At 59.2% G+C, this 18200-nt stretch carries 18 protein-coding genes; 9 read left to right on the top strand and 9 right to left on the bottom strand.

The genetic code is table 11. The features are described 5' to 3' along the window. Positions 1 to 35: 35 nt before the first annotated feature. The 5 genes from WKW82_RS25810 to WKW82_RS25790 all read right to left on the bottom strand — a co-directional run bounded on the left by WKW82_RS25810 (position 36) and on the right by WKW82_RS25790 (position 4839). Positions 36 to 980 (bottom strand): amidohydrolase family protein, encoded by a 945-nt coding sequence (locus WKW82_RS25810; RefSeq protein ID WP_340345303.1) that lies wholly within the window; start codon positions 978 to 980, stop codon positions 36 to 38. 113 nt (positions 981 to 1093) lie between these two features. Beyond that, positions 1094 to 2428 carry an MFS transporter gene (locus tag WKW82_RS25805; protein WP_340345302.1) on the bottom strand — a complete coding sequence of 445 codons (1335 nt, stop codon included), beginning with the start codon at positions 2426 to 2428 and terminating at the stop codon, positions 1094 to 1096. A gap of 127 nt (positions 2429 to 2555) precedes the next feature. After that, entirely contained in the window at positions 2556 to 3530 is a 975-nt protein-coding gene (locus WKW82_RS25800) for a Bug family tripartite tricarboxylate transporter substrate binding protein (RefSeq protein WP_340345301.1), read from the bottom strand. A 23-nt stretch (positions 3531 to 3553) separates the two neighbouring features. Further along, on the bottom strand, positions 3554 to 4195 hold the full coding sequence (locus WKW82_RS25795) for a 4-carboxy-4-hydroxy-2-oxoadipate aldolase/oxaloacetate decarboxylase (RefSeq protein ID WP_340345300.1): 642 nt from the start codon (positions 4193 to 4195) through the stop codon (positions 3554 to 3556). A gap of 77 nt (positions 4196 to 4272) precedes the next feature. Further along, positions 4273 to 4839, bottom strand: a complete 567-nt coding sequence (locus WKW82_RS25790; protein WP_340345299.1) for an NAD(P)-binding domain-containing protein — start codon at positions 4837 to 4839, stop codon at positions 4273 to 4275. Positions 4840 to 5041: 202 nt separating this feature from the next. Between WKW82_RS25790 and WKW82_RS25785 the strand changes: the two genes are divergently transcribed. The 9 genes from WKW82_RS25785 (at position 5042) to WKW82_RS25745 (ending at position 13970) form a co-directional block, all read left to right on the top strand. After that, positions 5042 to 5716, top strand: a complete 675-nt coding sequence (locus tag WKW82_RS25785) for a GntR family transcriptional regulator (RefSeq protein ID WP_340345298.1) — start codon at positions 5042 to 5044, stop codon at positions 5714 to 5716. A gap of 758 nt (positions 5717 to 6474) precedes the next feature. Then, on the top strand, positions 6475 to 7206 hold the full coding sequence (locus tag WKW82_RS25780; protein ID WP_340345297.1) for a FadR/GntR family transcriptional regulator: 732 nt from the start codon (positions 6475 to 6477) through the stop codon (positions 7204 to 7206). 86 nt (positions 7207 to 7292) lie between these two features. After that, entirely contained in the window at positions 7293 to 8144 is an 852-nt protein-coding gene (locus tag WKW82_RS25775; RefSeq protein ID WP_340345296.1) for a substrate-binding periplasmic protein, read from the top strand. A 36-nt stretch (positions 8145 to 8180) separates the two neighbouring features. Beyond that, positions 8181 to 8846 carry an amino acid ABC transporter permease gene (locus WKW82_RS25770; protein ID WP_340345295.1) on the top strand — a complete coding sequence of 222 codons (666 nt, stop codon included), beginning with the start codon at positions 8181 to 8183 and terminating at the stop codon, positions 8844 to 8846. Beyond that, a complete protein-coding gene (locus WKW82_RS25765) occupies positions 8843 to 9502 on the top strand; it encodes an amino acid ABC transporter permease (RefSeq protein WP_340345294.1) in 660 nt (219 codons plus the stop codon). The genes WKW82_RS25770 and WKW82_RS25765 overlap by 4 nt, the downstream gene beginning before the upstream one ends. Further along, positions 9499 to 10281 (top strand): amino acid ABC transporter ATP-binding protein, encoded by a 783-nt coding sequence (locus tag WKW82_RS25760; RefSeq protein WP_340345293.1) that lies wholly within the window; start codon positions 9499 to 9501, stop codon positions 10279 to 10281. Before WKW82_RS25765 ends, WKW82_RS25760 begins: the two co-directional genes overlap by 4 nt. Next, complete coding sequence (locus tag WKW82_RS25755; protein ID WP_340345291.1) at positions 10278 to 11219, top strand: sugar phosphate isomerase/epimerase family protein; 942 nt, start codon at positions 10278 to 10280, stop codon at positions 11217 to 11219. The genes WKW82_RS25760 and WKW82_RS25755 overlap by 4 nt, the downstream gene beginning before the upstream one ends. After that, positions 11216 to 12424: a D-mannonate dehydratase ManD gene (manD, locus tag WKW82_RS25750; RefSeq protein WP_340345290.1), complete on the top strand. Its 1209-nt coding sequence runs from the start codon at positions 11216 to 11218 to the stop codon at positions 12422 to 12424. Before WKW82_RS25755 ends, manD begins: the two co-directional genes overlap by 4 nt. Positions 12425 to 12485: 61 nt before the next feature. Then, a complete protein-coding gene (locus WKW82_RS25745; protein WP_422823593.1) occupies positions 12486 to 13970 on the top strand; it encodes a mannitol dehydrogenase family protein in 1485 nt (494 codons plus the stop codon). A 353-nt stretch (positions 13971 to 14323) separates the two neighbouring features. Here the strand turns inward: WKW82_RS25745 and WKW82_RS25740 are convergent, their stop codons facing one another. The 4 genes from WKW82_RS25740 to WKW82_RS25725 are packed head-to-tail and all read right to left on the bottom strand — an operon-like array spanning position 14324 to position 18148. After that, positions 14324 to 15157: an ABC transporter permease gene (locus WKW82_RS25740; RefSeq protein ID WP_340345288.1), complete on the bottom strand. Its 834-nt coding sequence runs from the start codon at positions 15155 to 15157 to the stop codon at positions 14324 to 14326. 3 nt (positions 15158 to 15160) lie between these two features. After that, the gene (locus WKW82_RS25735) at positions 15161 to 16237 is read right to left on the bottom strand and encodes an ABC transporter substrate-binding protein (protein ID WP_340345287.1); all 1077 of its coding nucleotides are present in this window, start codon (positions 16235 to 16237) and stop codon (positions 15161 to 15163) included. Positions 16238 to 16243: 6 nt separating this feature from the next. Beyond that, a complete protein-coding gene (locus WKW82_RS25730; protein ID WP_340345286.1) occupies positions 16244 to 17314 on the bottom strand; it encodes an ABC transporter ATP-binding protein in 1071 nt (356 codons plus the stop codon). Between the two features lie 24 nt (positions 17315 to 17338). Continuing rightward, complete coding sequence (locus WKW82_RS25725; RefSeq protein WP_340345285.1) at positions 17339 to 18148, bottom strand: ABC transporter permease; 810 nt, start codon at positions 18146 to 18148, stop codon at positions 17339 to 17341. Positions 18149 to 18200 lie beyond the last annotated feature (52 nt).

Here is an 18200-nt window from a genome sequence, read left to right as displayed (position 1 = left end):
GCTGCGGCGCGATTCAGGCGATCATGAATCGGTTTCTAGGGAGCGGGAAAGTCGTACACCTTCGCCGGGTTGTCGACAAGAATGCGTCGACGAACACTCGCTTCCGGCGCCCAGTCGGCCAGCAGATCGAAAATGACGGCGTCATTGGGTTTGGTTTTCTCGGTGGCATGAGGCCAGTCGCTGCCCCAGACCATGCGCTCTGGCGCTGCCTTTGCAAGTGCTTTAGCAAGCGCGGACGCATTTGGGTATTGCGGCGCCTGCGTCGAACTTAGGTAAGGTCCGGATAGCTTTACCCAGGTGTTCCCTTTGTCGATCAAGCGGCGCAAGACTTGATAGCCAGCGCTCGAAGTGCCTTCTGCCAAGGGAATACGCCCCATGTGGTCGAATACGATGCGCGAAGGCAGGCCACCCAGCAGTTCGTACGCGTCGGGCAAACGTTCACCGAGCAGATGGAATTGGATGTGCCAGCCCATATCGGCCAAGCGAGGGGACAGGAGCCTCGCTTGGTCGATCGTCACAGCGCCTGCTTGAACCAGATTGAACCGAACGCCGCGAACGCCCAGCGTGTGCAGCCGCCTGAGCTCGGCGTCGGAAACGTCGGCGCGAAGAACTGCGACGCCTCTCGAAACGGCAGCGCCCATCGCAGCCATGCCCTCCACCATGACCTGGTTGTTGGTTCCGTAAGCCGAGGGCGTCACCAGCACACAACGCTGGGTGCCTATTCGACGTTGGTAGGCGCGGTAGTCAGGTGCCAATGCATCGGGATGCAGCACCGGTGCACCAGGCACCGTCGCCACGCGCTTGTCAAAGAAATGCATGTGGCAATCCGTGGCCCCTGCCGGTGCCGCGGTTTTGGGGCGATCCACTCCCGCGGAATACGGAACGACACCGTCTGCGCTTGCCGCGCATCCGCCGAGGCCCAGCACTGCGGTGCCCAGTGCGCAGAACTGGCGTCGATCGAGAAGAGTGTCTTGAACCATGAGCGATTACTCCAAAGAAATGGGGTTGAACGCCACCGACTGGGCGAGAAGGTTGGGTGGTGGCGTGGCGGGACAAGGCGGCCGGCGGTGAGGCGCTTTCAGCGACGCGCGCGTCAAGAAGCCAACGTCGGCTGCAACGCTCGCATTCGCCTTTCCGCGTCTTTGACGAAACGCAATCGCACGACAAGGATGCCGGCGAGCACAAGGGTTAAGCTCACGAAAGCCAACCCCGCGTAGATGGACCCGGTCGAATCCTTCAGCGTGCCGAACACCACCGGGCCGACGAAGCCACCCAGATTCGCGATCGAGTTGATTGCCGCCAGGCCAACGGCTGCCGACGAGCCCGACAAGAACAGTGAAGGCATCGCCCAAAATGGCCCGTACGGTGCATAGATTGCCGCAGTGATGATCGTCAGCAGCGCAAGCGAGATCCACAAATTACTGCTGGTTAGTGCCATCAGCACCAGGGCGACACCCGCTACGAACAAAGGCAGCGCCACATGCCAGCGGCGTTCTTGCATGCGGTCCGAATGGCGCGCCCACCACACCATCACGACAGTTGCAACCGCATAGGGCAATCCGTTAAGGAGGCCGACCGCCGTATTGCTCAGATCCTGGCCGAGGCCCTTCAAGATCTGCGGCGAATAGAACGCGAGGACATAGACCGCTACGGACTTGGCGTAGTAGATGAATGCAAGCAGCCAGATCCGAACGCCGCTAAGGCTTTTCCAAAAGGAGACATGACCGTATTGCTTGAGCTTGGCGCTTTCCTCGGCTTCGAGCACACCGATCAGCCATGTTTTCTCGGCGGGCGACAACCATTTCGCAGCGCGCGGTCCGTCGACCAGGATGTAGAGCGCGAGGATGCCCAGCAAGACAGCGGGGATGCCTTCAAGGATGAAGACCCAGCGCCAAGAGGCAATACCGCCCCAGTGGATGTGGTCCAGGATCAGCCCGGAGAGTGGTCCTGCCGCCAGCGTCGCGATGGGCAAGGCGACCATGAACAGGGCCACGACCCGTGCGCGTTCCCTTTGGGGAAACCAGTAGGTAAGGTACAGGAGCACGCAAGGGAAGAAGCCTGCCTCGGCGATGCCGAGCACCGTACGGATCACCGCGAGCTGCATGTAGTTTTGAACAAGTCCGGTCAGCGCAGCGACTGCGCCCCACGTGACCAGGATTCGTGCGATCCACTTTCGCGCGCCGTAGCGGCCCATCAGCATGTTGCTCGGCACTTCGAAGAGGAAGTAGCCCACGGTAAACAATCCGGCTGCAATGCCAAATTGCGTTGAGGTAATGCCGAGGTCACCATTCATCTTGAGTGCCGCAAAGCCGATGTTGGATCGGTCAATGAACGCGATGATGTAGAGCACGACGAGGAATGGCAGGATGCGCCATTTGATCTTTCGGATCGTCACCGCGTGAAGGTCAGGCTGGGTTTGTGTTGTCATAGGTGTCTCCTGTGTTGTTCGAATACTGCGGAGCAATGGGATGTGGCGCTGCTTCAGGTGAGCAGCTCAGCGGTCCTTGGCGGGACTGCCTGGATCACTCGTGCAGGATGCGCGGTGGTGACTAGCGTCACTCGACCTTCGCGCCGGTTTCACGGATCACGCGTGCCCAGCGGTCGCCTTCCAGCTTCATGTAGTCGGCGTACTCCTTGGCGCTTCCGCCGAGAACCACTGAGCCTTGAGCGGTCAGCCGCTCTTGCAGGGACTTGTCCGCAAGCGTCTTCTTCAGTGCTGCCGTGACCTTGCTGACCACATCCTCCGGTGCGCCCTTCGGCAGCATCAAGCCCTGCCAGGCGCCCATATCCATCGTGCTCTTTCCGGTCGCTTCCTTGATGGTGGGAACGTCAGGCAGCAGGGCGGATCGCTTTTCGCTCGTGATGGCCAGCACGCGCAAGGCACCGCTCTTCACTTGGGGCAAAGCTTCGTTGATTGGCAGGAACATGAACTGCGTGCTTCCGCCAAGCAGGTCGGCCACAGCGGGGGCGCTGCCTTTGTAGGCAACGTGCGTGGCCTGAATGCCCATCTCCTTGGTGAAAAGGGCGCCACCAAGGTGCAGCAGGGCGCCAGAGCCCGAGGAGCCGTAGTTCATCTCACCTGGCTTCGCCTTCGCTAGGGCAACTAGTTCCTTCACGTCTTTGGCGGGAACTTTCGGATTGACGACCAGCAGCAACGGAATGGTCGCCGTCAGAGAGATAGGGGTGTAGTCCCCGTAAGGGTTGAAGCCGGGGTTCGCGTACAACGACGGCGCGAGCACAACGGCCGAGGTGGCGTAAAAGAAGGTGTAGCCGTCCGGTGCAGCGCGCTTGGCCTCCGTCGCGCCGAGGTTGCCGCCAGCGCCACCTTTATTGTCGACCACAATCGTGCCGCCCAACTCCTTGCCCAGTTGCTGGCCAACGATGCGCGCATTAATGTCGGCGGAGCCACCAGCAGCGAAGCCTACCACCATGCGGATTGGCTTGGAGGGGTAGATGTCGGCGGCGTGCGCGGCGGAAGTGACAAGCGCGGCAGCGCCAAAAAGTGCAAAGGTAGTGATGAGCTTGCGCATGATGTTCTCCGTTTGGGTTGAGGTCAGACCAAGCCGAACCGCTTGAGCGTGTCGGTAAGATTGAGAAGTTCCGCTGTCGTGGCGCCTTCATCGATTGCTTTGCGCTGCTTCGCTTCCTTCTCTTCACGGGCGAGGCTGCTGGCGATTGCCGACTCGACGTCGCCTTGTGCAACGACGACAAGGCCATCGCGATCCCCCACGATGATGTCGCCGGGCTGGATCAGGACGTCTCCGATGGCGATCGGCACGTTGACCTTGCCGGGCTGGTTCTTTCCCGTGCCCTTGATTGACAGGCCGCGGCAGAAGACCGGGAAGCCGAGGTCGATGATGAGGTTGGCGTCTCGCACACAGCCGTTGATGACAAGTCCCGCGATTCCAAGCTTCATGGCTTGGATCGTCAGCACATCGCCCCACGGACCGGCTTCCATGAAGCCCTTCGCGTCGACAACCAGTACGTCACCCGGCTTCGCCTTGAGAACCGCGTAATGGAGGATCAGGTTGTCGGCAGGACGCGCGTCGACGGTGAGCGCGGGGCCCGCCATGCGCACGGTGGGGTCAATCGGCTTGACGCCATTGTCCAAAGCGCCTTTGGCGCCCTGAGCTTCATAAACTGTTGCTGCGCCGAGGTCGCGCAGTTGCTTGATTTGGTCGAGAGTTGCGGTCATGAGTAAATCCGTTGGGAAAAGAAGGGGAAGGTGACGCGCAGTCACCGGTGAAGGCAAGAGAGAAAGGGGTACGCTCCTCAGCGCGCCGGAGCGCTGGTCAAAAGCCAGCTCAGGGCCTCGTCGACTGTGGGTTCGGCTAATTGAAGCGGACTTCGGTCCAGTGCGGAAGCCGTGTACGGGCTCGGCTGCACACGAGCCCCTGCGCGTTCGAAGACTTCCTCAAGTTCTTCGGAGCCGTTCCCGGAAGCCGGCAGCGGCGTGGGCACCAGATTGAGCGAAATCGCGCCCAAGATGGCGTTGTCAACGTACGGGATGCCCGCCGCTGCCGCTAAGGCCGCACCCTCGCGCTTGACCTTCGGGCTGGTGGTTGTGAAATCCGCAACCGGCGCGTTCCACGAGAGCTGCGACAGTGCGTGCGCCAACACTGGCGGCGTCGTCGTGCCGGCAACGCATGAGAGTGACAAGTCCGCGTTGTGCAGCCAGCCGCCCGCACGCTCATTGCTCGCCAAGCCTGACGGAGAAGCGAGTTCTTCAAAAGCCGCCGAGGGACGTGTCATGCGAAGCGTCAACTTGTAGCCCGCTTGATACGAGGGCGCCGCGTTACGACGTCCGACTTTACCCAAACCCATGCTTGCAATGTTCATGTTTTGTCCTTTTGGATGCACGAGAATACAAAACACATACAAACAAAGCAATAGCATCGAGGGTTTTTACCTATCTATCAGGTGATTGACTCGTTCAAGAGAACAAACTCAGTACCACATGTTTTTTCTATGTACAGACGGCGCTCAAACATGTAACGTTGCCACGTACAATCCTCTAACCACAAGAGCACGGGACAGCGACATGCAATACGGTAGAGACAAGGCCTACGACATTCTTCGACAACGACTCGTGGGTGGGCACTACAGCCCCGGCGCACAGCTCAAGGAAGAGCCTTTGGCGCGCGACTTAGGACTGAGCAGGACGCCGGTGAGAACGGCTTTGCGCCGCTTGGTCGACGATGGGCTGGCGACCGATGCCGCGGGTCAGGGCATTCGCGTTGCAGAATGGAGTGAATGGGATGTTGAAGAGACATTTCAGCTTCGCATGGTGCTGGAGCCCTATGCGTCATTCCTCGCTGCGAAGCGCGGGGGACCGGCCTTGTCGGAGCAACTAGACGCCAGCAATCAGACGATGGCTGCGGGCATCGCAAAGGGCAAGGACGGCATTGCACAGGTGCAGTCCGCCAATCGCGACTTTCATCACGCCCTGCTTGGCGCGTCTGGATCCCCCCGACTGCGTGCAATCCTGGAGACGATGATCGACATGCCGATCATCAAGCGCTCGTTCTACATCTACACATCGCAGGAACTGGAGCAAAGCCTTCACCATCACCGCGACCTGACGCTGGCCGTTCGGGCGGCGGATGGTGAGCTGGCACGGCAGGTCATGCAACTGCACCTTCGTATGTCGTATCTTCGCTTTATGCGGCACCGAAGCGAGTACAGGCGGGATACCATCAACGGCGCGAAGACATGATTCCTGAGCGACTGGGGACTTAAGCCCAGCGCTCGCGGCTTGGACCCGGGTGTGCCAATGCGACACTGGAGCCGTTGTGTGACGCGCACAGGCGCGTCCTCCTCGGCGCTCGCATGCCAACGAGCCTCCGGTGGCTCTGCTCGATCCGTGGGCAGGCAAAGCCCGCACGGCCAAAGTCTGGCCTAAGCGCGCGGCGAACTTGACGCGCAGCGCGGCGTGATCGTCGAGCCCTGCCTGGCCGTTGCCGCCAGTACCCGTGGCGCTACTCGCCCCGAGGACTGTACGTGGAACGGGACGCTATTGACGGACCAGTACGCCGGCTACCACTCGGCGGTGGACGCTGCGTGTACCCCAAGCGCGCGGCCGCAGGATACGACATGCACTGCCGACGCAAATACGACGAAGCGACCAGGGCCGGGCTACGCCGAGCGCCGAAGCGGCGATAAGGCGTCAGTGTTGACCCGATTTTTTTCCTCGAGGCAGCTTGACGAGCATTCCCTCGAAACATCGCATCAGGGTTGGGCGCTGAGCCGATCTCTGGGGCGACGCTCAAGTTGCAACTCGACCTGTTGCCGCCTGTCGATGGCGGCGGCATCGCACATCGATCGACTGCAGCTTCAACCAATCCGGGCGCATGCTGGTAAACCAGAATGCATCTTTTGGTTCACCATGACTACTATTGGTCTAACCACTTTCAGAGAAAACCATCCGCTCCACCCTTGTGTGATGGTCCAACCAAGGTGATTGCGGTCTTACCAATGACGTCATTAAAACTAATTGCGACGGATCCTGAAAACCTGACCTCATTCGAGGTGGAGCGCCCGTATCAGAAGCTGGCCTCGCAAATTCGGGCGCTCGTGCTTCAGGGCGAGTTCAAACCTGGCGATCGATTGCCTGCAGAGCGAGCTCTGGCCGAGCGCTTCGAGGTGAGCCGAACGTCGGTCCGTGAAGCAATCATCGCGTTGGAGTTGCAGGGTGCTGTCGAAGTGCGCGGCGGTTCGGGGATATACGTAAGCCAAACCTCCGCTCATAAGGCCTCGCCCAGCTTCATGGCCGTGGATGGACCTGGCCCTTTCGAGGTACTGCGCGCCCGCTGCCTTATCGAATCGGAGATCGCGTCCACTGCAGCGGGAACGCGCAAAGACAGTGACCTTGACCGCATCTTTTCGTCCTTGGTCGACATGCGAAAGCACATGGACGACAAGATCCTCAACGAAGCCGCAGACCGGCAGTTTCATCTGCGCATCGCAGAGTCCACCGGAAATAGCGTCCTGCTGCAAGTAGTGACGGCAATGTGGGACCACGCAAAAGGCCCGCTCTGGGCCAAGATCGACGAGCACTTCCATCACACCGATCTCCGCTTGGCCTCACAACAGGACCACGAGCGAGTGTTCGACGCGCTCGTGGCTCGCGACCCAACCGCCGCGCGTGCCGCAATGCGCGCGCATCTCGAGCGCGTAATCGGCGAGTTCACCAAGGCATGGCGCTGACCGGCCGGCCTCCCCTTATCAACTTCGGGCCGCATTCAGACCGGCCTTCACAAGCACTTTAGCGTGCAACTTCCTGGAAACACACCATGACAAGCCCTTTCGCAACACGGCATCTTTTGACCCATTCGCTCGCAGTCCTGGCGCTAAGCTGTGCCTGGGCAAGCGCCAGCGCACAACAGGTTCCGGCTCCCGGTACCAGTCCGCGCGTTGATGCGATCAAGAAGTCCGGGACCCTGCGAGTTGGCGTGCTCTCCAATTCGCCTTGGCTGGTGGAGAACACGAGTGGTGGTAGTGGCGAAGCGTGGAGCGGCCCCGCGTGGTTGCTGGCCAAAGAATACGCACGGTTGCTCAACGTGAAACTTGAGCCGGTTCTGGTGAGCCACGAAACAAAAATTCCAGTGCTCGCCTCCAATCAAGTGGACATGAGCATCACACCGCTGGCTGAAACTCCGGAGCGCCTGAAAGTCGTCGACTTTGTGCTGTTTTCCCGCACCAGCGTTTGCCTCTTCGGGCGCGCGGACAACCCCAAGATCGCCAATGCTAAATCGGTCGACGACCTCAACAAGCCGGACGTCACGATCGCCTATTTCACCGGAGGCGCCGAGGAGAACTGGGTCAAGGAACGCTTCTCGAAAGCCAAGCTCCGCGGCGTCTCCAGCTCGGGCTCGGCCGCACCCGTTGAGGAAATCATGGCGAAGCGTGCAGACGCCGCGCCGATCAATCGCGTGCCTTGGGTCGCGCTCGGCAAGAAGGTTAAGGGCCTAGCCGCCTTGCCACGCGAGAACAATTGCCAGGACAGCACGGAGAAGGCCAGTCCCGTCGGCTTGGCGATTGACAAGAACCAGCCCGCCTACCTCGAATGGCTGCGTGCCGTAGAAAAGCAAATGGAACCCAAGCTTGCTGCTGACGAGCAGCGAATTGTCGGCGCACTCAACTGATCCGCCTGGTCCGACCCCTACATATCCGGGCAATACATGGAACTCGATTTCTCACCTCTGTGGGATAACTGGCAGTACCTTCTCGGAGGTCTCGCCATCACCCTCTGGTTGTCTGCCTTAACGCTAGTCGCCAGTGCGGCAGCCGGAACAGGTCTGGCGCTCCTGCGTCTATACGGACCGCGCTGGCTGTCGCTACTGCTGACCTTCTACATAGATTCCGTCCGCGCGGTTCCCGTACTGGTTGTTTTGGTCTGGATCTACTTTGCAGTCCCGGTCCTCAGCGGATTCAACTTTCCGCCGTTCTGGGCCGCGCTGTTCGCGCTCACGCTCCACATTTCGGCCTATGTCGCCGAGGTCGTGCGCGCCGGCATCCAGTCCATTCGACCCGGGCAACTCAGGGCGGGCCGCGCACTCGGCATGTCCGGAGCCCAGATCGTGCGCAAGGTTGTGCTGCCCCAGGCCTTTGTGCGCATGTTGCCTTCAATGGCGTCGCTTTACTCGGTCACCATCAAGGACACGGCCATCGCGACGGTCATCGCGGTACCGGAGTTCATGAAGCGTTCCGAGACGATTGCGGGGCAGTCTTACCACCCTATTGAGGTATTCAGTTTCGCAATGCTGGTCTACTTCCTGATCCTCTTTCCGGGAACTCGTCTGATCGACAACCTCTACAAGCGCGTGGCGCATTTGGGGCGGTCATGACACTCGACTGGAGTATTGTTTGGCAGCATCGCTTCGACCTCGCCGAAGGCATTGGCATGACGGTGCTGTTGACGGTGTTGACAATGGCTGCGGCCGTCCCCGGCGGCATTCTTTTAGCACTCGGACGATTGTCGCAATCGCGAGTTATCTCGGGTGCAAGCGCGGCCTTCGTCGAGTTCTTCCGCAACCTGCCGTTGATCCTGCTCGTGTACTGGGCGTTCTACGTGATGCCGGTATTTTTGAACGTCGAGTTCTCGGCTTTCACGACCGGTCTCGTTGCGCTCTGCCTCAATGTCTCGGCATATAACGCTGAGACGTTTCGCGCCGGAATCAACTCGATCCGCAAGGGTCAGCTCGAAGCCGGAACGGCCATGGGCATGAGCCGCTGGCAGGCAATGCGTCAGATCATCATCCCGCAGGCTTGGCGGCGCGTCTTGCCGGTGCTTGCAAGCACTTGGGTGTCTCTGTTCAAGGACACGTCGCTGGTGTCGGTCATTGCGGTTGGCGAACTCGCCCATGTCGCGTTGCAGATTCGCTCGCAAAGCTTTCGCGTGCTGGAGATGCTCACCGCCATGGCTGCCATCTACTGGCTCCTGGGATACCCGCAGGCCAAGCTGGCCGACTGGGTTCAAAAGAAATTTGAGGTCAAAGAATGAACGATGTTCTCAATCGCCCTGCACGCACGGGCTCGGATCTCCCGCCGGTGGTCGTTTACGACCAGGTTCGAAAGAACTACGGCAGTTTCGTAGCCATCGACGGTGTGTCGGTGCAAGTCAACAAGGGTGAGGTCATGTGCCTCATCGGACCTTCGGGGTCCGGCAAATCGACGCTTCTTCGCTGCACCAACGCTCTCGAGCGCATCAATGGCGGACGAGTGATGTTTGATGGGCAGCCTTTGCCAGAAACAGAAGGCGAGATGCGCAAGATCCGTCAGCGCATGGGCATGGTGTTCCAGAACTTCGAGCTGTTTCCGCACAAGAGTGCGCTGGACAACGTGGCGATGGGGCCCATCACCGTTCTCGGCCTCAGCGAGTCGAAGGCGCGCGAGCGTGCCATGGCTCTGCTGGAGAAGGTGGGACTGGGGAACAAGGCTGGCAACTATCCGGCCAGTTTGTCAGGGGGCCAGCAGCAGCGAGTTGCGATTGCGCGCGCTCTGGCGATGGAACCCGAGGTGATGCTGTTCGACGAGCCAACCTCGGCTCTTGACCCCGAGACAATTGGCGAAGTGCTGAACGTGATGAAGCGTTTGGCCGATGAAGGCATGACCATGGTGGTGGTAACGCACGAAATGACCTTCGCACGCCAAGTGGCCGACTGGGTCGTTGTGTTCGATCATGGCAAGGTTGTCGAACAGGGGCCGCCGGCGCAGATCTTCGACAACCCCACTGCGGAACGAACGCGTGATTTCCTCGGTCACTTGGGCTGGCACGCATGAAAACGGTGGTGCGCCCGCTGTGCAGTATCCACTCTTACGTGTACATGCCAGAGTGGTCTGGCAACAGAGCCCCATCTGCAGCAGCGGCCGCGAGTTCGGCGGGCTACACCCATATGGTGGTTCCACTGAGAAACTTCGAAGCCATTGACCCAGCCGCGATCGCGAAGACTTTCGAAGCCAACCAGCTGAGTCCCGTCAACTCTGTCAATCTGTTGCCGCACGCAGATTTGTCCAGCTTGGATCCAGACATCCGCCACCGTGGGATCGAGCGCGTACGCCAGGGGCTGCGTCTTGCGCGCGACATGGGTTCGCATCATGTGGGCGGCGTACTCTATGGCGTTCTGCGAAAGCACGAACGTCCCGCAACTTCCGAACAATTGAAGCATGCGGCCCATTCGCTATCCGTACTCGCCGAGGAAGCGAAAGTCATGGGTATTCGGCTGGCGATCGAGATCGTCAACCGATATGAGTCAAACCTGATCAATACCGTTGATCAGGCCCTGAATTTCCTCCGCAGCGTCGGATCGGACAACGTCTTCCTGCACCTCGATACGTTCCACATGAACATCGAGGAGGCCGACATGCGTCGGGCTCTTGAAGCCGCATTGCCGGTCCTGGCTTACTTCGAGCTTGACCAAAACAACCGCGGCCGGCCCGACCAGGGAGCGATCGACTTCGATCCTCTGCTAAGCCTGTTGTTTGCCTCGGGCTACGACGACATTGTTGGCATCGAAGCCTTCTCGCGCAATCACATCTCGGAAGAGATTGGCGGCGCAATAGGGATCTGGCGCGATCTCTTTGACTATTCATGCGATGTCGCCGACGCAGGAATCGCACTTATCAACGACGCACGCGAGCGTTCGAAATCAGTATCCCAGTCATCCGCCGGCCTTTGCGGCGTGCGCTCGTCCGAGCGCGCCTTGAAAGTTTCATCTTGAAAATCGAACGCATCTCGATCATCGTGACCTGTCCGGGCCGCAATTTCGTGACGGTCAAGATCGTCACCGATGAGGGCGTGGTCGGGCTCGGCGATGCCACCCTAAACGGCCGCGAACTCTCGGTCAAGTCCTACCTGGAGGACCACCTCGTCCCCTGCCTCATCGGCCGCGATCCGCGCAACATCGAGGACATCTGGCAGTACATGTACCGCGGCGCCTACTGGCGGCGCGGGCCAGTGACGATGACCGCCATCGCCGCCATCGACATGGCGCTGTGGGACATCAAGGGCAAGCTTGCCAACATGCCGGTGTACCAGCTGCTCGGCGGCAAGAGCCGCAACGGCTTGATGGTCTATGGCCATGCCAACGGCCGCGACCATGCCGAGGCCATCGAGGCGGTGCAGAAGCACATCGAGGAAGGCTACAAGGCGATCCGCGTGCAGTCAGGCGTGCCGGGGCTGGCCAAGACCTATGGCGTCGGCAAGACCAAGGGCCACTACGAGCCAGCCGAAAAGGGCCTGCCGCCGGAGGAACCATGGGACACCTCGCTCTACCTGCGCCACACGCCGGAGCTGTTCCGCAAGGTGCGCGACGCGGTCGGCTTCGAGCCGCACCTGCTGCATGACGCGCACCACCGGCTCACGCCGATCGAGGCTGGCCGGCTCGGCAAGGAGTTGGAGCCGCACAGTCTGTTCTGGATCGAGGACGCCACGCCCGCGGAGAACCAGGAAGCCTTCCGCCTGATCCGCCAGCATACGACCACGCCGCTGGCCATCGGTGAAGTGTTCAACTCGATCTGGGATTGCAAAGACCTGCTCAGCGAACAGCTGGTCGACTACATCCGTTCGACAATCGTGCATGCCGGCGGGATCACGCATGTGCGTCGCATCGCGGACTTCGCGGCGATGTACCAGGTGCGCACGGGCTTCCACGGTGCAACGGACCTGTCACCGGTGTGCATGGCGGCGGCGGTCAACTTCGGCATGTGGGTGCCCAACTTCGGCATCCAGGAGCTGATGCCGCATTCGCCGCTGACGGACGAAGTATTCCCGCACAACTATCGCTACGAAGACGGCTACCTGGTCATGGACGAGGTGCCCGGGCTGGGCGTCGACATCAACGAGGAACTGGCCGCGAAGTATCCGTACGAGCGCGCCTACCTGCCGGTAGCACGCCTCGCCGACGGCTCGATGTGGAACTGGTAGTCGGCCGCCGCGACGGCGGCCTATGGCATCACTTTGGTATCAATGGATTGTGGGGTTAAGAATGGCGTCAGGGACAATTATCAGCAGCGAGCGCCTTTCCGCGAGCAATGTAGTGCGCGCCACCCATGCAGCGAGTCTGCCGACCTACGATCGCACAGGTGTTCGACGTGGCTTGGTGCATCTGGGCCTAGGCGCGTTTCACCGGGCGCATCAAGCGCTCTACACCGACGCACTGGTTGCCAACGGGGACCTTCGCTGGGGCATCTTGGGCGTGAGTCTTCGCGACGCGCGAGTGTCGGAGACGCTGACGGCACAAGACAATCTCTACTCGGTGACTGAACGCCACGGCGACGAAGCGCACACTCGTGTGGTCGGTGTGCTCAAAGGCGCGCTGTTTGCCCGCAATGACTTGGCCAAGGTCATTGCGGCCATCGCCGACCCCCTCGTCTCCATTGTGACCAGCACGGTGACCGAGAAGGGCTACAACCAGGATCCTGCGAGCGCAGACCTTGACGTTGGCGATGCGGACGTACGTCATGACATCGAGAATCCAGACGTACCGCGGACCACCCTCGGGGTTCTGGCTGCTGGCATTCGTCATCGTCCTGCAAGTGCGCCCTTGACCTTGGTCTGCTGCGACAACATGGCCGGCAACGGCGACACGTTGCGCAAATTGCTGGTGCAGTACACGAGCCTGTTTGATACAGGCTTAGCGCGCCGTATTGAAGCAGAGATCGGGTGTCCCAACAGCATGGTCGACCGGATCGTCCCTGCCGCGACACCCAACTCGCTTCAATGGGCCGCAGCGCGTCTTGGCCTGCGCGACGAAGCGGCCATCGTCTGCGAGCCATTCACGCAGTGGGTGCTCGAAGACCGGTTCGCCGGTACTCGCCCCGCATGGGAGGATGCAGGGGCGCTATTGACCAGCGACGTCCGGCCCTTCCAAGCGATGAAATTGCGCCTGCTCAATGGCACGCACTCCGCGCTCGCGTACGCGGGGCAACTGTGTGGATTGGAGACCGTGGCTGACGCCATGGCGAACCCCTTGGTCGGCGCGTTTGCACGGCGCCTGATGTTGGAGGATTTGTGCGCCACTGTGTCTCCCCCACCGGGCTACGATGTGACGTCCTATTGCCATGATTTACTCAAGCGTTTCGAGAATCCGACGCTGCAACATCGAACGCAACAGATCGCAATGGACGGCACACAGAAAATCCCCGTGCGCTGGCTGCCAGCGCTGCGCGAGAGCCTGGCCCTCGGCATCGAGCGACCGGTGCTGGAGCGTGCATTGGCAGGCTGGCTTCATTACGTGGCAATCGGCCGGGACGACAATGGTACCCCGTTAGTCATCAATGACCCCGGTGCTGAAGCACTGGCATCTCTCCTTCGACAAGCCGGTAGTGATTTCAACGCGGCTAGCGCGGCACTGTCGCATCGACCCGTTTTCGGTACGCAGACTTGGCCGCCAGATTTTGTGGAGCGTTTGGCTGGCCATCTGTCCACGCTGCGTCACAGCGGCATGACCGGGCTGCTTTCGCCAAATTAGGCTTCTGCGTGCACGCTGCGGTCGACTCGGGTCCGGATCGCGCACGGGGCGCGATGGCGAATGAGTCAATGAAGTCCCAACGGAGGCAGTCACCAGTTCTGATACCGCTTAACCCTTATGTTGCAGCCGATACTTGGATATTAGGCCACGGGTCAAACTCCAGCCGGTGCCGACAGACCTGAGCCTTGACAAGGCGATGCTGCAGGATGTCCTGACACAAAAACTTTGAAGCCCTCGCGCAAGCGGGGAGGCCACCGAGCTGATGCAACGGTTCGGCGCCCGCATGCGCAAGGCCTCTGCGGTGATCCCTTAGGTCGCCCCTCGAACTTAGCCGTCGGCCTTATCATGAAAACTTAAGCAGAAACCACGTAGCGCCTAGACAGAAAATAATTCCCTGCTATGGTCATCAGGAGAGTAGTTATCAACAGAATTATGGCTAGTGCTGCTCCGAACGGCCAATTGGCCGCTCGAGTGAACTGATCAAACACCGCAGGAGCCATCATCTTGAACCTCGCGCCGCCCAGAAGTACAGGGGTCGCATAGGCATTGATGCAGAGGATGAAAGTCAGGACGCAACCGGCCGCTATGCCCGGCGCGGCAAGTGGGGCTACGACGCGCCGAAAGACCGTCAAGGGTCCTGCCCCGAGATTGGACGCGGCCTCTTCCACAGTCGAAGAGACTGAATCGATCACTGACGATACGGTAAGAATCATGTAGGGCAGAACAACGGATACGATGCCCACCACCACGGCACCTGTAGTGGACATCATCTTTACAGGCCCGTCACTCAAGCCCCCCCATACGAGAAACGTGTTCACCGCACCCTGCGTTCCCAACAGCGCCATCCAACCTGCCGAACGCACAACATTGCCCACCATCAATGGAAGCAAGGTCACGATCATGACGGGGCTCTTCCAGCGAGGCCCCAATCTAGAGAGCCAATACGCCGGCGCCAAGGCAAGCATCAAGGTCAGAACGGTGCAGGTGATTGCGATGAGAAGCGAATTGCCGAGTACCGCCCTGTAATAGGGATCTGCGAAGGCATTGACGTAGTTAAGGGGCGTCAATGCTTCCTTCATCAAGTCGACGGCGTCATAAAGATTGAGAGAAATTCGGCCGAGGAGCGCCATAGGTGCTAGCAGGGTCAACATCACTAAAAGCGCCGCCGGAAGGATGAGAAAGGCCATCGGTCAAGCCTTAAACTGCTTGTTCCAGAAGTCGCTCATTTCCAAGCCATTCTGCTGGATAAACTTGTAGTCTGTAGGAACAAGCTTGGCCCGATCCGCGGCGGACAGGTCAATTTCCTTGGCAAGTTCACCGGGCAACTTCGCGTCGCTCACTGTCGGAAGATAGCCCATCTTCTTCGCAAATTCGACCTGCGCCTCGGGGCGTAGGGCTTCGTTCAAGTAGTCCCAGCCGTTATCAGGGTTTCTTGCGTTTTTGGGCACCGCCAGTTCGAAGGACACGGAGAGTGCGCCCTCTTTGGGAACCGACTTAGCGATGGGCAGTCCGGCGTTGCGCCATTGAACGCCGCGAGCCAGCCAAATCGGCGTAATCCATACCTCTTCCGACTTGATGTCCGCTGCCAGCGCCTCGTTGGACGGGTACAAGTGAACATCAAGCGATCGTAATGCCATCATTCGCTTCTTAGCTGCCTCGAGATCATTCGGCCTGCCAGTCTCGACTAGAGACGCAATTGCCATCATTTGGGCGTAGAGAGGATCGGGAAAGCCGACTCTTCCTTTGAACTTGGGATCCCACAAGTCCGCGTAAGACGTGGGGGGGATCTTTACCTTCTGCGGATTGTAGAGAAGGACCATGGCCGAATAAATGTGCGGCACGCTGTACGTCTTGCGCAAACTAGGAATTACATTTGCAAGTCTTGGCACCTTCGCTTCCGGGACCGACTGCAGAACTCCCAACCCGTTCATCGTGAACATCTCAGCATCCGTGAGCGAGACCACGTCGAAACTACCCTTTCGCGATTGCCGCTCGGCAGTCAGCTTTGTGACACGATCCAGCGCTCCAATCTGCTGGACCGCCTGGATACCCTTGGTCGAAGCCACCGAAGAGTCCACATTCAAACGCAGCAATTCGCCGTAGTCACCTCCGTAAGTGCCCACGATCACCTGCTTTTCCTCTGCCCTTGCAATTCGTGGAAGACCGTATAAAGCGCTCGCGAGCGGTGCAACGGTTGCAAGTCCAAGGACATTTCTACGATTGAGCATATTGACTTTCAGTGATTGCGAAGAACGTAAAGAAAACACGCGCTTTCATTCGCTGAGCAGGCGGGCCGAAGCCCTGTCCCATTGAAGAAAGACCTTGGAGCCCGACACAATTCCGTGCAGGGGATCAGAAGACGAGGGCGTCCCATGAGTAACAATGAAATCATCGCCGCCCACGGCGACAACATACTCGGTTTGAGCACCGAGATACGAAATGGATGAAACAGTCCCTTCGAGGCTGCCGGTGCTCATTCCTACACCGTTGTCTGTCGCTGAGATCCGCATCCGCTCCGGCCGAACCGCGACGATCTTCTTGTGCTGGTCCGCCTCTCCTGGCACACAAGAAATCCGATTGCCTCGACTCGTTTGGAATTCGCCATCGGCGGCCATTGCGCCCTCGAGCAAATTACATCGACCAACGAAGCCCGCGACGAATGAATTGGTCGGATGCTCGTAGAGTTGTTCTGGCGTGCCCACCTGTTGTACGTGACCGCCCGCCATGACGACGAGCCTATCCGCCATTGTCAGTGCCTCTTCCTGATCGTGCGTCACGAGCAACGTCGTAAGTCCGAGCCTTTGCTGCAAAGCGCGAATTTCCAGTCTCACTTGGTTACGGAGCTTCGCATCCAGGTTGGACAACGGCTCATCCAGAAGAAATACGGATGGGTTCACCACTAATGCTCTCGCCAAAGCGACCCGCTGTTGCTGCCCGCCCGACAACTGCTTCGGCATTCGATCTCCGAGATGTCCTAATTGCACCAAGTCCAACGCTTTCTTTACCCGCACTTCCCGCTCAGCGCGAGCGATACCTCGCATCTCCAAGCCGAAGGCGACATTCGCAAAAACGCTGATGTGTGGAAAAAGCGCATAGGACTGAAACACCATGCCGGTGTCGCGCTTGTACGCAGGCGTGGTCGTCACGTCCTTCCCACCAATCAATATCTGACCAGCGGTGGGCGCTACGAAGCCCGCAACCATTCGAAGCGTGGTGGTCTTACCGCAGCCTGAAGGACCCAGCAGAGCAACCATTTCCCCATCTGCGACTTCCAAGTCTAGATTGTCGACAACCGTCGCCGTGGGATAACGCTTCCCAATTTTCACAAGGTTAAGGTTTGCCATTTTGTTTTGCAAGGAAAAGTTTGTTCAGATCACCTTGGTTAGCTTTACAAACCTGTCAGTGATGAAGAGCATTAAAGCAACGAGCAGAATCTGAACTGTTGCAACAGCAGACACGGTAGGATCAACCCGAAATTCCAGATAGCTCATCATCGCGACCGGCAGCGTAGTGACGCCGGGCCCAACTAAAAGCAACGACAACTCCAGGTTCTCAAAACTTGCGATGAATGAAAAAACCGACGCCGCCACCAGGCTCGGCTTCAAAAGCGGCAAAGTAACTCGTCGAAACACAGTGAACGACGACGCCCCAAGGTTGGTCGCAGCTTCTTCTGCCGACCTGTCAAAATTGATCAAACTTGCGCCAACTAGTCGAATGGTCCATGGGATGGTCAGCATCACATGGGCGACCACCAGACTGGATGTTGTGGCGATGATTTCTCCGTTGACAACGTTCTCGAGTCGGACAAAGAACATGTACAGTGCCGTGCCCAAGACCACGCCAGGAACGGCCAAGGGGGATAGCAAGAGGGTGTTGAGAGCGCCTTTCCCCTTGATGTCGGAGCGATTCAATCCAAGCGCTGCGGCGGTACCCAGCGGGACGCCGATAATGGTGGCCAAGAGCGCGATCCTGAGGCTGGTCAAAAAGCCATTGGCAAACTCCTTCTTGGCCCACGCGTTCTCGTACCAAGTCAACGTGAAACCGTTGGGAGGAAAACTCACCATTTCCTGGTTGAAGAAGCTGATTGCAATCACTGTAGCGACCGGCGCCAACATAAGGAAGTATGCAAGCAGCACCGCGAACTTGCGAGCCATGCGCAGGTAAAACTCAGACGACATCAGTCAGCTTTCCGGCGTTTTGACGAATTGAATCTTCACTTGTTAACGAGAT

Origin of the sequence: Variovorax rhizosphaerae (assembly GCF_037889975.1) — a bacterium.
GTDB lineage: Bacteria > Pseudomonadota > Gammaproteobacteria > Burkholderiales > Burkholderiaceae_C > Variovorax > Variovorax rhizosphaerae.
The sequence above is the reverse complement of the archived record's forward strand: the minus strand, read 5'-3'. Positions and strand labels throughout refer to the sequence as shown.